The sequence below is a fragment of the Telluria sp. AIW5 genome (genome assembly GCF_056680575.1).
The window spans coordinates 2046183-2059270 of sequence record NZ_CM155289.1 but is presented as its reverse complement, the minus strand read 5'-3'; the positions used below and the strand labels follow the sequence as shown (position 1 = coordinate 2059270).

The window sequence follows — 13088 nt, the reverse complement described above, 5'->3', positions numbered from 1 at the left end:
CGGCGCCTGTCCCGGCAGAGTCATTGTCGGGCGCTCGATATTTCCTGGGAATAAAGGATTTTCGATATAAAAAATGAAATACTCGTGCCATTTTTTTACATAAAATAATCACGAAATGTAACTAATTCGTGTAACTCACCATGGCATTAGTTTGTCGTTTTTGCGCCATAAAATTGCGACGATCATGGCAGTGCTTCGATTAAATTGATAGCCCGCAACGGCTGCGTTTCCTGAGGACAGCAAACTCGATAGAGTCCGCACACCGTTCCCTGGAGCCTCCCATGGCACTGCACCATCCGCTCATTCTTGTCCTGCTGCTTGCTGTCTCCCCTGCCCTGGCCCAGACCAAGGCCGAGACCGACGCGATCAAGGCGGCGCTCGACCTGAAGATCTACCAGGCCAATGCCGACGCCCTGCTCGCCCAGCGCGAGGCAGAGATACGCAAGGCAAGTGCGGAGGCCGAGCGCGCGGAGTTGCTGGCGCGCTTGCCGCCCGCTTCCAGCAAGGCGCTGGCGGGAGAAATCGACGTGTCGAAGTTTGGCGCGGCTGGCCTGGTCAAGGCATTCGATCTGGCGCGCGAACTGGCGCCAGAAGTGTGCGCGGCCCTGCCCGCTATGGGCAAGGCCGTCATCCATGATCCGCTGTCCACCCAGGGCGTGGTCACGGCGCGCATCGTCAACGACGGACTCGAACACATGAATCGCAGCCTGGAACAACAGGCCAGGCAGTTGCAGGAAGTAATCGACCGACATACGCCGTCCGGAACCCGGGCGGCGCCCTTGTCTGCGGTGGTGCTGGCGGCAGTGCCGGCGGTGGTCAAGTCGCTGGCGGATATCACGTCGCTGTTCAAGACCGACATGACGGCGCAGGGCATCGCCTATGGCAGTGGCGCGCGCGAGCTGTTCACCACCGCACTGGCGCAGACCTGCCCAGGCAAGTTGGCGGGCCTCGGTAGCGGTTACCTGGGCGAGCTTGATCCGGCGCAGCATGCGGCGCTGGTGGCGCGGGTGCGCGCGATAGTACTGCTGCGCGGGCAGAACGCCGGCCGCATCGCGGTGATCGAGCGGCTCGCCGATGCGGCCAAGGGCGACGTCAAGAGGGAACTGGCAGGCGTGGCGGACGGTGCGCAAGAGCTGCTCAAGGCGGCGGCTACTTTCGTTGAGTCGCTCAAGGTTGGAGAAGCGAGCGAAAAAAGCCCGCTCTACAATGCCGCGCGCTACCTGGGATATGCGCAGCGGGTGCAGGACGCACTGGTGCTGGACTTCGATCTACGGCTCGAGGGGCTGACGCTGGTGAAGGACAACCTGTTTACAGGGCAACATCTGCAGTTGTCGGGCGTCGCGTTTCTCTGGTACCGCGTGCACGAGGCCGATGGGCGGCTACGGACGGCGAATGCGGTGCGGCGCTTGCTGCGCCCGGTGCAGGTCCCGCTGCGCGGTACCGATGCGGACACGGATTTCTGGTCCTCGCGCTGAGCGCCGGTGGTGATAGCCAGGCCGATATCGTTCAGGAGAACACCGGTCAGCGCTAGCAAATTACACTGCTGCCCATGGTGGTGATCGGACGAGCACGGGTTCTATCGCTTTTTATTTAGCCCAGCGCTGGTCGGTTTGACGATTTCCGATTGCAAAGGCTGCGAATGACGGATTCAACAGGAGCAATCTGACGACTTTAACGATAAACCGCGCATAAAATCCAGGTTACCCGAAACTTCTGCCCTTGTTTCCTGACGTCTGCTTATAAGTCTTATCGGAGTGACGCGGTTTGCAATTGAATGGATTCCTTGACCGTGAACGGGTTATCGATTGGGCCGGCCAAGCGAACGCTTCCTTTCCTGGCTACTTGAATTAGTTCCCCGGCTGTTTTACCGTCTGCTCGATCGCGCCGAACACCGACTTCCCTTTCTCGTCCAGCATCTCGATCCGGATCGTGTCGCCAAAGCGCATGAAGGGCGTACTCGGCACGCCGCCGGCAATCATCTCCAGGCAGCGCTGCTCGGCGATGCAGGAATAGCCGGGCGCCAGCTCCCCGCGGCGAGCATTCTCCTTGTTCGACACCGTGCCCGAGGCGACGATGGTGCCGGCGCGCACCCTGCGGCTCTTGCACAAGTGCGCGATCAGTTGCGGGAAATTGAAGGCCATGTCGACGCCGGCATCTGGCTGGCCGACGAGCGTGCCATTCCAGGTCGAGCGTAGCCGCCCGTGCACCTTGCCGCCACGCCAGGCCTCCCCCAGCTCGTCCGGCGTGAGCGCCACCGGCGAACAACCGGCTCCCGGCTTCGAGTGCAGGAAACCGCCACCCTTGGCGAGTTCGTCGGGAATCAAATTGCGCAGCGCTATCTCGTTGGCCAGCATGACGAGCCGGATACGGCTGTGCGCTTCGTCGGGCGTGGCGCCCATCGGCACGTCGTCCGTGATCACTGCCACCCCGGCCCCGAAGTCGATGCCCCACTCCTCGTGCGCCAACACGATATTGTCGTGGGGGCCAAGCAGCTCATCGCTGCCGCCCTGGACCATCAGCGGCTCCTCGCGGAAGGACGCCGGCATGTCGGCGCCGCGTGCGCGCCGCTCCAGTTCGACATGCTTGAGATAGGCAGCACCAATTGCCAATTGAAAAGCACGCGGCAGCGGCGCCATGCAAGTGCCTGGGTCGAAATCGAAGGCGCGCCGCGCCTGCCCCGCGTTCAGCTGGCCGTACAGGGCTTCCAGCTGGGGCGCGATGAAGGCCCAGTCGTCGAGCGCGGCCTGCATGGTAGGCGCGATGGCGTCGGCGATGTGCGCGGTTTTCAGGTCGCGCGCGACAACGGCCAGTTGACCGTCGCGGCTGCCATCCTTGATGCTTGCAAGTTTCATTGCGACTTAATCAATTCTTCAAGCCGCCATTGTAGTGCAGCGCAGCCAGGTTCAGAACGTGGCGAGCACGCCCAGGCCGATTGACCGCTGGAAATAGTTGTAGTCGATCAGGCTCTGGCCATAACCGGCGAATACCTGGGCGTAACCTCTGACGTTACCTGCCAGCGGGAAAGCCCAGCCGGCCTGGATGGCGCCGCGGCTGGTGTGGAAGTTGTAGCGCAGCGTGGACGAATAGATGTGGCCGTCGCGGCGGTAAGCCAGCGCCAGGTCGCCGCGGCCCATGTAGTCGACGATGTCGGGATTGTCGTCGTCCTCCTCGCTCAGCCGTTTCCAGGCGCGGGCGGTGGCCGAGAAACCGTCCTTCTCGATGCCGAGCTGGGCATACACGCGGTTCCAGCTGCGCGAGAGCGAGCCCGACTGGCCGTTCGACTGGTGGTTCAGGCCGAGGCCGGCATGGGTCAGTTTCACGCCGCCGAGGTCGATTGCCAGGGGCGCAATCGCCATCACTTCCGGCTGGTAGTTTGTTTCGCGGAAGGGGCTGGAGGCCTTGCTGTTGGCAGCCTGCCAGAAACTGTTCTGGGTATAGCCGAACCACAGGTCGACCGGTTTGCCGAACGCCCCTTCCACCATCTTCATCTTGAAGCTGAGCTGGAAGGCCAGTTCGCTCTTCGACAGGCGCGCATCGGTGTCGGCCAGGTCGCGGTACGGCAGGTAGGGCGCGTCGTTTGCACGCCAGCTGCGGGTCGCGATCAGGTAATTCGCGTGATGCGGGCGGAATTTGAACACGCCGCGGCGATGCGGCTGGTCGAGTTCCCAATGGTCGAGCTGGCTGAATTTGGCGCTGCTCTCGGCCGAAGGCTGAGCGGTGACGACGGCGACGGTGGCCACGGCTTGCGGTGTGCCGTCGGCCGGATTGACGACGACGGCTGCCTCGGTACGCGGCGCCGGGGCGGCGGCCAGTTTGTCGAAGCAGGCCAGGCGCGACACATTGTCGGTGATGTTGGCGCAGTCGGATACGAATTTCGGCGCTTCTTGCGCATAAGCGCTGGCCATTAACAGTACAGGAAAGGCGGGAATTATTTTAATAAAAGACATTGCTTGTTGTTCTAATCAAATAGAAGTTTGCGGCAGCCCAATACCGCCGCTCGCACGCAGTGTCATGTATTTGCTGCTTTTATGGCGCACGCATATCAAAGACGGAGAGCCATGCCCATCAAAAGCGTGCTCGTCAGAACTGTCCGGAGGCCACCGGGCCGCTCGCAGGCGATGCCACCCTCGCCGGCCGCGCCGGGCGCCGCGGGGCGGCACTCACTTGTTGCAACATCTTGCCCAAGTTTTGCTTGCGCTCGCGCGAATTCGGATGCTGGTCGTTGAGCCGGCCGAGCTGCTGGATATTGACCAGCATCACTTGTAACTCGCTGTTGGCCGGACTGTCCGGCACCTCCGGCCCCAGGCTGTCCTGGAAATGTCCGATCACCCTGGCCAGGCTTGCCCGGTCCGGGTACAGGCCATCGAGCAGGCGTACGGCGCAGGCGTCCGCCTGCATTTCCTGGGCTTTCGAGTACGCCACGAAGCGACTCGAGAGGACGCTGGCATAGGCCAACACTGCCGCCGGCGACTTGTTCGTGGTGGTGATGAGCTGTTTCAGGCCGTCCAGGCTGTCGATGGCATCGGTCAGGCGCGCCTGGGTGGCGCGCGTTTCATGGCGTTGCAACACGTGGGCCAGCTCGTGCGCCAGCGCGAAATAGGCGCGCTCTTTGTTTTTCGGCAAGGCCACCAGGTCACGGTCGATGTGGATGAAGCCGCCCGGCAGGGCCTGGGCATTGCCCGCGCTCTTGCGCACCGCCACCTGGAACTGGTAAGGCGTCTGCACTTCGACTTGCGCCAGCAGCGTGCGCAGCATTTGGTCGGCCTGGTCGATCAATTTCTTGTCGTTCTTGCGCTCCGGATCGAGCAGCTCGCCCGCCAGGTCGGCATGCATGCGTTCGCCCAGCATGCGCTCGGCATCGGCGGGCAGCCAGTTCAGGCTTTTGCCTGCCTGGCGCAGCAGAGCCGCCGTATTCTGGTTGCTGCCGTTGCCGACATAGGGCAGTTTGCTCAGTCCCAGTTCGAGGCCGAGCAGCATCATCGACTTGACGTTGTCGGTCACGTCGAAGGGCTGCACCATCGACTTGCACTCCGGATCGTATTCGATCGCGGCGATCTGCGCGACCTGCGTGATCTGCTTGATCTGGCCCGGGCCGGCCAGCACCCCGCCCAGCGTGCTCGGCGCCGTTGTTTCGGAGCCAGCCGCTGGCGTCAGCATCGCCCTGGCGCGCGCGAACAGGCCGCTTTCCGGCGGTGCAGCCGGCGCAACTGCCTGCTGCGCTCCACTATTGGCGGTGGCGCAGCAGGCGAGCGCCAGCATGATCCAGGTTGTCGTCTTCATTCTTGTGTTGTCCCCGTCGGTTCGATCGCAGGCTGAGCCTGTCTTGCTTTCCGGCCTGGCGGCCCTTACAGCTGCATCAGCCGGCGTGCCTGCAGCAGCGCGCGTTCACGCTCGGAATACAGATCCGCTTCGTCATAGACGGCTGCTGTGTAGAGCAAGCGCGTAGTGTCGTCGAGCAGCGCGCCGGCCAGCCCGGCCAGCTGGCGCTCGACATCGGCGCGCTCGGCCTCGCCCAGCAGGGTGAAGCTGCCGCGGTAGCTGCCGCGGTCGGTGACCAGCGACCAGGTATAGTCGATGTCGGCGGAACCCTTGCCTACCGGTACGTCGAGCACACCGTTCAGCGGCCCGGATTCGGCCAGGACACGCGTGCCGGCGCTCACGCGCAGCGCGCGCGGCTTTTCGTCACCAAGCACGCTGAAGTCGAAGCGGACCATGCCCCCCCGCGCCAGTACCAGGCCGTTCGGCAAACCCGGCGGCACTTCGGTGTCGAGCCGGCGGCCGCCGAGCTTGGTGCTCGACAACAGGCGTGCCCACACGCTCGCCAGCGACTTGGCGCGAATGCCCGGCACGAGCTTGCAGGGATTGGTGGCGCGCAGCGCAGTGGCGGCCTCGGCGGTGCGCTGCGTCGCGGCGCTGTTCGGCAGTTCCGGGACCGTGCACGCCGGCTCGGCTGCGGCGACCGCCAGCGGGGCCAGTCCAGCGAGCAACAAAAGACGGGATTTCATGATCGGGCCTTCGATGGTTAGTGATGCATCATTGAGAATATTGCGTAGGCGAGCACGGCCCAGAAGCTCAATTGCCGCACCAGGTACAGCAGCAACGCGCTGCAGGCCGCCGCGTCGCGCGGCGCCGGCAGACCAAACCGGTCCCAGCCGGAGGGCGGCGCCTGCGTACCCGGCAGTGCCGGCGCCCGGTCGAGCGCCAGGCCAAGCGCCATCGGCACGACCAGCGCTCCGGCCAGCGCCCCGAAAACGATCATGGTCCAGCCACCCAGCGGCGAACAGGCCATGCCGAATGCACCGAGCATGCCGCCCATCAGCGAACCGCGCATGTTCAACAAGGAATGCTCATTGTGCTCGTCTTGCGCTTGCGCGGAGGCCGCCGAGAGCAGCCGGTCGCCCAGCAACAGCACGGGCGCCAGCACCAGCGCAGCCGAGGGCGCCAGGTGGAAAGCCGCCGCCAACGTGGCCAGCCCTGCCAGAGCGCAGAACAGTACGACCAGCGCCAGCGTATTGCCGGGCAGGGGGCCGGTCCCCCGTTCACTTTCGTCTTTCGACCTGTCCTCTTCAAAGGCCCTGATCGGGCCGCTGACGAATCCATCAAACAACATCACGGTGGCCACCAGCAGCGGCGCGATCAATATGCCCTGGACAAACAGGCGCGATGCCAGGTCGAATAGCAGCAGCACCAGGACGCCATAGACGAGCACGAACAGCATTACCCAGAGCGCGCCCAACTGGGCTTCCCAGCCCCCGCTTCTGGTCGTGTTGACGTATTTCCCCCAAAACGCGACGATCGCCACCGAGCACAGGTAGGCCATGCCGACATCGAGCGCGAAGGCCAGCGTATGCGGCACTTCCCGCACCGGCTCTTTCAGGGTCCACAACTGGGCGGCGTGAATCGCCACCCCGGGCAGCTTGCCGATCGGCGTCAGGAACTGGTCATCCGTGGCGTGACCGTAATCGCCACCAAAGAACATGTCGCGCTGCGCCCAGTTGCCGATCTGCTCGAACTGCGGGTCGTCCATCGGCAGCGCCACCGTCTTGCTGGCAAAGCCGCGGAAATTGATCGGTTTCATGGAGGATGCTGCGGCGCCCTCCTCGGCTCCGTCGTCGCGGCGCAGCCAGCGATCGGCACCTTGCCGGGTGCGCACCTGTGCGCAAATACCGTCCGCAGCGGCGTCGTGCATCGCCACCGCCAGGCTGATGCGGTGCTCGCTGGCGTCAATGACTGCGCCCATCGACTGGTCGAGGGAACCGTCGCCGAAACGCAGGCCGCTGGCGCAGCGCGCCAGCATCCATGCCTGCCTGGCGGCGACAAATTCAGGCAGGGTGCGCAGCGGCGCCAGCACGACCAGGCGCTGGCCATGGCGGTCGAGCACGGCGTCCAGGCGCGCCTGGCATGGCGCACCGGTGTCGCCGGGACCGGGTGAGAGATCGAAATCGATGGCGAGCGTCCGCGGCCCGCGCGCCAGCATGCGCTCGATGTCGTCGGCCAGCAGGCAACGGTCGAGCGGCGAGCGGGCGCCGTAGCGGCTGGCCCAGTGCTGCTCCTGCAGATAGGCGACCACCGGGCCGGGGCCCGACAGCAAAACCGCGTTGTCCGCCGGTGTGGCCAGGTTCGCCACCAGCAGCAGCGACATCTTGGTCAGCAGGCCCAGCAGATGAAACTTTTCGGCCACCACGACCAGGGCGGCCGTGAACATCGCCGCCCGCAGGTCAAGCTTGAAATGGTGTGCCAGTCCGGGAGAGGCGAAGGGCGTCAGGCAGCGGCGCAGCGTGGAAATCATCGGCAACCCGGGTGAGCGACCAATAGTCGCTATCTTTGAGGAAGTTACCGATAATAAATTAAGAGAATAGACATAGCAATAACATTGTTGACGAAATCCTTACTAAACCGCTGGCGGCACCAGCAAATCCAGCTGCGCCTGCTCCAGGAAACACCACTCCCCTTCTTTCAGCCCCAGCGATTCCAGGGTCAGGCCGCCGATCGCCGAGCGATGCAACGCGCCGCAATGGTTGCCCGCCGCAGCCAGCATGCGCTTGACCTGGTGATATTTGCCCTGCTCCAGCACGATTTCGATGCCATTGTCGCCATGCTGGACGCAGGACACGGCGCGCAACGGCGCCGGTTCGTCGTGCAGCTGTACGCCGGCGAGCAATTGCTCGACCAGTTCAGGCGTCACCGGCTCGGCCGTGGTGGCCTGGTAGACCTTCGGCACATGGCGCTTGGGCGAGGATTGGGCGTGGATGAAGGGGCCGTCGTCCGACATCAGCAGCAAGCCGGTGGTGTCGTGGTCGAGGCGGCCGACCGGCTGCACGTCGCGCCAGGCGAACTGTTCCGGCAGCAGCGTCAGCACGCCCGGATGGTGGCTGGGTTTGCGCGAACACTCGAAATTGGCCGGTTTGTACAGCGCGATATACACGTGCTCGCGATATACCCATTCTTCGTCGAAGACGGTCAGGACCAGGGCATCTGTGTCGACCGTCAGTTTGTAGTTGTCGACAATGGCGCCATTCACGGCGACATCGCCATCTTCGATCAGGGCGCGGCAATACTTGCGGGTGCCGAAACCCTGCGATTGCAGGATACGGTCCAGGGATAATTTACTCATGAGCGAGACTTTAACAGAAGGGGCGCGCCTTTCACAGAAGGCGCGCGGCAGGCAAAGGCGGGGGCGTTCTGTTTCCGGGCGGATCGAAACAATGCGTGCGTTTGCGCTAGATCAATCGTGGCGGGAGATCCATTGATAGACTTCAACTCCATTAGGAATCGACCTACGGCGAGCCCGGAATCGACGAAGGCCGCTAGGACAAATTACTTACCAAAAAGAGGACAACATGCAAGCAGTGAAATCCACGCCACACGATGCCGCCATGCCGACCGTCGCCTCGGCGTCGATCCGGGCGGCGCGCCTGTCGCTGGCGCGTTCTCAGTGCGCCCACTTCCCCACCCGCCTGGCGCTGGCCCGCTGGACGGCCGGCGGCAATGTCCCGCACCTGCAAGGACACGCACACGCGCCCCTGCGCGCCGCCTGGTTTGCCCGCGCCCAGCGCGATTTCCAGGCCTGGCTCGAGAGCGGGGGTTTTGTGCAGCATGAAGAGTCGCTGGCCGACGATGGCGGTGCTTGAAACCTTGGCTCGTAGGGTGGGCGCCCCTGTGCCCACGCGGAACGCCGGTCATTGTTGGCGGCAATCGCTGCCAACATTGCGCACGCGACACTGCCAACATTGCGCACGCGTCACGCGTGGGCACGGGGCGCCCACCCTACCCCTCCGGCATTCTTCGCGATGGCGCGAACAATCCTGCCCCAAAATGAAAACGACGGCTTGCGCCGTCGTTTTCACTCCCGGAAAGGGCTCTTACTGTGAGGAATTGAATTCTCTCGAAACCGCACGCATGCGGGGGGTAGCGTCGCCAGATTTAACGATTGCGAACAGGTTGGCACGTTGTTGTTGATCGCCCCTCCTGGAAAGAACTACAAAGTTCACTATAGACCACTTTACGGAACATTCAAGAGCATATTGAGCAGGATCAGTTTCAGCTCAGTTAAGTTTCGGAAGCGTAACGTGCGACATGGCCTTGATCGCGCCCTCGCCCACCGAGGCGCCGAACTTCTTCAGCACCCGCTCCGGCAAGCCTTCGTGCGCCGTGTAATCGACAATATCTTCGGCCTTGACGATGTCGCGGGCGACCGTGTCGACCGTGCCGAAGCCATCGGCCAGGCCCATGTCGACCGCCTTCGCGCCGGTCCAGTACAGGCCCGAGAACATCTCCGGCGTTTCCTTCAGGCGCGCACCGCGCCCGGCACGCACGACGCTGATGAATTGCTGGTGGATTTCGTTCAGCATTTCCTGGGCGTGGGCACGGTGCTTCTCGGACTGCGGGCTGAACGGATCAAGAAAACCCTTGTTCGCACCGGCCGTCAGCAGGCGGCGCTCGATACCGAGCTTTTCCATGGTGCCGGTAAAGCCGAAACTGTCCATCAGCACGCCGACCGAGCCGACGATGCTGGCCTTGTTGACATAGATGCGGTCGGCGGCGGCGGCAATGTAATAGCCGCCCGAGGCGCAGATTTCGTCGACGACGACATACAGCGGCTTGTCGGGGTAGCCGCGCTTGAGGCGCCGGATTTCGTCGACGATGATGCCGGCCTGCACCGGGCTGCCGCCGGGGCTGTCGATGCGCAGCACGACGGCGGCCGAGCCGGCGTCGGCAAAGGCCTTGTTCAGCGACGGAATGACATTGTCGGCCGCGCCGCTGCCTTCTGCTTCGATCTCGCCGCTAATTTCGATCAGGGCGGTGTGACGGCCGAGGTTTTCGTCGTCCCCGCCGCCCAGGCTCAGGTCGAAATACGTCCACAGCCCGACCGCCACGATGGTCAAAAAGGCAAGCCGGAAGAAAATACTCCAGCGCCGCGCGGCGCGCCGCTCCTTGATGGTGGCGAACACGAGCTTTTCGAGCGTATCGCGCTCCCAGTTGCCTGCCGTGGGGTTGGCGGTAAACCGGCCGTCCCCGTCATTGTTGATGTTCTCGCTCATTACGGTGTCGTTCAGCCCCGTGAGTTAAAGGAGTGTTACTAGAAGGAGTGTTACTAGAAGAAGTGTTACCAGAGGAATGCTTCTTCGATGAATGTTACTTCTTTCAATTGCCCGCCGGCAGACCAATCCTCTCGTCCGGCTGCCAATACACCTTGCCCTCGTGCTCGTGCACCGCGATCGGGCGCAGCTTGCCGCCGCGGCAGGGTCCGCCCGCGCAGACGCCGGTCTCGGGCCGGTAGACGGCGCCGTGCGTCGCGCACATCAGGAATTCGCCGCTCGATTCAAAAAACTGGCCTTGTACCCAGTCCAATTCCATCGGGACATGGGCACACCGGTTCAGGTAAGCGTAGGGCTTGCCGTGGAAACGGACGACGAAACCGACCGCCGTCTCGCCGAACATGGCCACGGGAAAGCGCACGCCCTCCCCCCCGTCGACCAGGGCGTCGGAATCGCAGATCAGCACTTCCATCGCCGGCGTCACGCGTAGTCGGCCAGCCAGGCGTGCAGCTCGGCCACCGTCTTGGCCGAGTACAACGGGCGGCAGGCCTGCAGCTGGTCGACCGGATGCGCGCCGTACTCGACGGCAATCGAGGCCGCGCCGGCGTTTTTCGCCATCAGCAGGTCGTGCGTCGTGTCGCCGATCATCACGGTGCGGCGCATGTCCTGGCCCAGCTCGCGCGTCAGCTCCTGCAGCATGGCGGGATGGGGCTTGGAAAACGTTTCGTCGGCGCAGCGCGTGGCATCGAACAGCGAGAGCAGCCCGCAGGAGTTCAGCGCCCGGTTCAGCCCGACCCGGCTCTTGCCCGTGGCCACCGCCAGGAAATAGCCTTGCTGCGAAAGTTCGTTCAACAGCTCGCGAACGCCCTTGAACAGGACCAGTTCGTGGTCTTTCGTCAGGAAGTGGTAACGGTAGCGCTCGACCATGCGCGGATACATCGCGGGCGCCATGTCGGGCACCGCGGCCTGCATCGCCTCGGGCAGGGCCAGGCCGATGACGTGGGCGGCGGCCTCGTCGCTGGGCACCGGCAGGCCGACATCGCGCGCGGCCGCCTGGATGCACCTGACGATGGCGACCGTACTGTCCATCAGCGTGCCGTCCCAGTCGAACACGATCAGATCAAATTGCTTTCTTGGCATTTCTTCCGGCTCTACACCGGCTCCTGTTTATTTACCCGTAGGGTGGGCGGGTTTCCCGCCCACCCTACTAATTGATTGCTTGCCCCAAGCTTAACAAGAAACGGTCACATTCCGCTGGCAAGGGTGCCTGCAGGGTCATCGGTTTGCCGGTTTCCGGGTGCGTAAACGTGATTTTATAGGCGTGCAGGAACATCCGGCGCAGGGCGCCGCGTGTCGCATCGGCCTTCTGCAACTGCTTGTTCAAGGCGAAATCGCCGTATTTCTCGTCGCCGAGGATGGGAAAGCCCGACGATGCCAGGTGAACCCGGATCTGGTGGGTACGCCCGGTTTTCAGTTCCGCTTCCAGCAGGGCGAAATGCGTCCATTTGCGCAACAAATTGAAAATCGTGTGCGATTCCATGCCGCCCGCCTGGACCACGACGCGGCGCTCGCCATCCGGCGTCGAGAATTTATGCAGGGGCAATTTGACGTGCTGGCGCTTGTTGGTCCAGTCGCCGGCCACCGCGGCCAGGTAGCGCTTGTCCGTATGGCCGTCGCGCATCTGCTCGTGCAAATTGGTCAGCGCCGAACGCTTTTTCGCCAGCAAGAGCAAACCCGAGGTCTCGCGGTCGAGGCGGTGCACGAGTTCCAGGAATTTCGCGTCCGGACGCGAGGCACGCAGTTGCTCGATCACGCCATACGACACGCCCGAGCCGCCGTGCACGGCAACGCCGGCCGGCTTGTCGATGACCAGCAGGTGGCTGTCTTCATGCACCACGCGGAACTCGGCGCCCGGCACCGGCGCGGTATGCGTTTTTTCGGCGATGCGGATCGGCGGAATGCGCACCAGGTCGCCCATCTGCAGGCGGTACAGCTGGTCGATGCGGCCCTTGTTGACCCGCACTTCCCCGGAACGCAGGATGCGGTAAATATGGCTTTTCGGCACGCCTTTGCAGACGCGCAGCAGGTAATTATCGATGCGCTGTCCAGCTTCTTCTTCGGTGATCGTGACGAAAGTTGCTGCTAACGCCTGTGATGAAGGGGGAACAACATCGTTTTGCATCTTCATGTGGCCTGTCTTCCCAGAAATTCTCTCTAAGTCCTTCATTTTGAATATATAATCGACAGGCGGTGGTGAAACCTCTGCAGGTGTAAGAATTAAAACGATATTTTACACAGGGGCGCGCTCCATCGGCCCCGCAGGCTTGCAAATTCGATGGAAAAAACGTGTACGCACATTCCTGCGCCGTTCAAGGTTGCACCGCAGTTGTAATCGGATCGCGTGCAGGAGTGCCGGATTGGATTGTTTGGAACTGTAAGGATAAGTACCGGAAAGCTTCTGATGGAAGCTCGCCGGCTGATGGTGTCGATAACGCTTGTCGTTTCGCCCGACTCGTTGCAGGCGTCATCCTGCAGGCTTCAAGTCAAGGC

General features: G+C 63.0%; 12 protein-coding genes. 2 read left to right on the top strand and 10 right to left on the bottom strand.

The genetic code is table 11. The features are described 5' to 3' along the window. The first annotated feature begins 281 nt into the window (after positions 1 to 281). Positions 282 to 1475: a hypothetical protein gene (locus tag AC1MEM_RS09080; RefSeq protein ID WP_499476731.1), complete on the top strand. Its 1194-nt coding sequence runs from the start codon at positions 282 to 284 to the stop codon at positions 1473 to 1475. Positions 1476 to 1847: 372 nt separating this feature from the next. Here AC1MEM_RS09080 and AC1MEM_RS09075 read toward each other — a convergent pair whose 3' ends face one another. The 6 genes from AC1MEM_RS09075 to AC1MEM_RS09050 form a co-directional block, all read right to left on the bottom strand. Continuing rightward, on the bottom strand, positions 1848 to 2852 hold the full coding sequence (locus AC1MEM_RS09075) for a fumarylacetoacetate hydrolase family protein (RefSeq protein ID WP_499476730.1): 1005 nt from the start codon (positions 2850 to 2852) through the stop codon (positions 1848 to 1850). A 51-nt stretch (positions 2853 to 2903) separates the two neighbouring features. Beyond that, entirely contained in the window at positions 2904 to 3905 is a 1002-nt protein-coding gene (locus AC1MEM_RS09070) for a phospholipase A (RefSeq protein WP_499476729.1), read from the bottom strand. A 175-nt stretch (positions 3906 to 4080) separates the two neighbouring features. Further along, positions 4081 to 5280 carry a M48 family metalloprotease gene (locus AC1MEM_RS09065; RefSeq protein ID WP_499476727.1) on the bottom strand — a complete coding sequence of 400 codons (1200 nt, stop codon included), beginning with the start codon at positions 5278 to 5280 and terminating at the stop codon, positions 4081 to 4083. A gap of 65 nt (positions 5281 to 5345) precedes the next feature. Further along, positions 5346 to 6005, bottom strand: a complete 660-nt coding sequence (locus tag AC1MEM_RS09060; RefSeq protein ID WP_499476726.1) for a hypothetical protein — start codon at positions 6003 to 6005, stop codon at positions 5346 to 5348. Positions 6006 to 6022: 17 nt separating this feature from the next. Continuing rightward, on the bottom strand, positions 6023 to 7789 hold the full coding sequence (locus tag AC1MEM_RS09055) for a CHASE2 domain-containing protein (protein WP_499476725.1): 1767 nt from the start codon (positions 7787 to 7789) through the stop codon (positions 6023 to 6025). 102 nt (positions 7790 to 7891) lie between these two features. Then, on the bottom strand, positions 7892 to 8614 hold the full coding sequence (locus tag AC1MEM_RS09050) for a pseudouridine synthase (protein WP_499476724.1): 723 nt from the start codon (positions 8612 to 8614) through the stop codon (positions 7892 to 7894). Between the two features lie 226 nt (positions 8615 to 8840). Here AC1MEM_RS09050 and AC1MEM_RS09045 point away from each other — a divergent pair, with 226 nt between their 5' ends. Continuing rightward, the gene (locus AC1MEM_RS09045; protein ID WP_499476723.1) at positions 8841 to 9131 is read left to right on the top strand and encodes a hypothetical protein; all 291 of its coding nucleotides are present in this window, start codon (positions 8841 to 8843) and stop codon (positions 9129 to 9131) included. A 414-nt stretch (positions 9132 to 9545) separates the two neighbouring features. Here AC1MEM_RS09045 and AC1MEM_RS09040 read toward each other — a convergent pair whose 3' ends face one another. The 4 genes from AC1MEM_RS09040 to AC1MEM_RS09025 all read right to left on the bottom strand — a co-directional run bounded on the left by AC1MEM_RS09040 (position 9546) and on the right by AC1MEM_RS09025 (position 12726). Next, complete coding sequence (locus AC1MEM_RS09040) at positions 9546 to 10541, bottom strand: S49 family peptidase (RefSeq protein ID WP_499476722.1); 996 nt, start codon at positions 10539 to 10541, stop codon at positions 9546 to 9548. Between the two features lie 103 nt (positions 10542 to 10644). Next, complete coding sequence (locus AC1MEM_RS09035; protein ID WP_499476721.1) at positions 10645 to 11010, bottom strand: Rieske (2Fe-2S) protein; 366 nt, start codon at positions 11008 to 11010, stop codon at positions 10645 to 10647. Positions 11011 to 11018: 8 nt separating this feature from the next. Continuing rightward, positions 11019 to 11678, bottom strand: coding sequence for an HAD-IIIA family hydrolase (locus tag AC1MEM_RS09030; RefSeq protein ID WP_499476719.1), 660 nt, complete (start codon positions 11676 to 11678; stop codon positions 11019 to 11021). A 67-nt stretch (positions 11679 to 11745) separates the two neighbouring features. Beyond that, positions 11746 to 12726 carry an RluA family pseudouridine synthase gene (locus tag AC1MEM_RS09025; protein WP_499476718.1) on the bottom strand — a complete coding sequence of 327 codons (981 nt, stop codon included), beginning with the start codon at positions 12724 to 12726 and terminating at the stop codon, positions 11746 to 11748. Between the last annotated feature and the right edge of the window lie 362 nt (positions 12727 to 13088).

Excerpts from the sequence above, each read along its gene's own strand:
- AC1MEM_RS09075 (WP_499476730.1), bottom strand. The coding sequence starts at position 2,852 with ATGAAACTTGCAAGCATCAAGGATGGCAGCCGCGACGGTCAACTGGCC.
- AC1MEM_RS09050 (WP_499476724.1), bottom strand. The coding sequence starts at position 8,614 with ATGAGTAAATTATCCCTGGACCGTATCCTGCAATCGCAGGGTTTCGGC.
- AC1MEM_RS09070 (WP_499476729.1), bottom strand. The coding sequence starts at position 3,905 with ATGGCCAGCGCTTATGCGCAAGAAGCGCCGAAATTCGTATCCGACTGC.
- AC1MEM_RS09030 (WP_499476719.1), bottom strand. The coding sequence starts at position 11,678 with ATGCCAAGAAAGCAATTTGATCTGATCGTGTTCGACTGGGACGGCACG.
- AC1MEM_RS09045 (WP_499476723.1), top strand. The coding sequence starts at position 8,841 with ATGCAAGCAGTGAAATCCACGCCACACGATGCCGCCATGCCGACCGTC.
- AC1MEM_RS09025 (WP_499476718.1), bottom strand. The coding sequence starts at position 12,726 with ATGAAGATGCAAAACGATGTTGTTCCCCCTTCATCACAGGCGTTAGCA.
- AC1MEM_RS09065 (WP_499476727.1), bottom strand. The coding sequence starts at position 5,280 with ATGAAGACGACAACCTGGATCATGCTGGCGCTCGCCTGCTGCGCCACC.
- AC1MEM_RS09055 (WP_499476725.1), bottom strand. The coding sequence starts at position 7,789 with ATGATTTCCACGCTGCGCCGCTGCCTGACGCCCTTCGCCTCTCCCGGA.
- AC1MEM_RS09080 (WP_499476731.1), top strand. The coding sequence starts at position 282 with ATGGCACTGCACCATCCGCTCATTCTTGTCCTGCTGCTTGCTGTCTCC.
- AC1MEM_RS09060 (WP_499476726.1), bottom strand. The coding sequence starts at position 6,005 with ATGAAATCCCGTCTTTTGTTGCTCGCTGGACTGGCCCCGCTGGCGGTC.
- AC1MEM_RS09040 (WP_499476722.1), bottom strand. The coding sequence starts at position 10,541 with ATGAGCGAGAACATCAACAATGACGGGGACGGCCGGTTTACCGCCAAC.
- AC1MEM_RS09035 (WP_499476721.1), bottom strand. The coding sequence starts at position 11,010 with ATGGAAGTGCTGATCTGCGATTCCGACGCCCTGGTCGACGGGGGGGAG.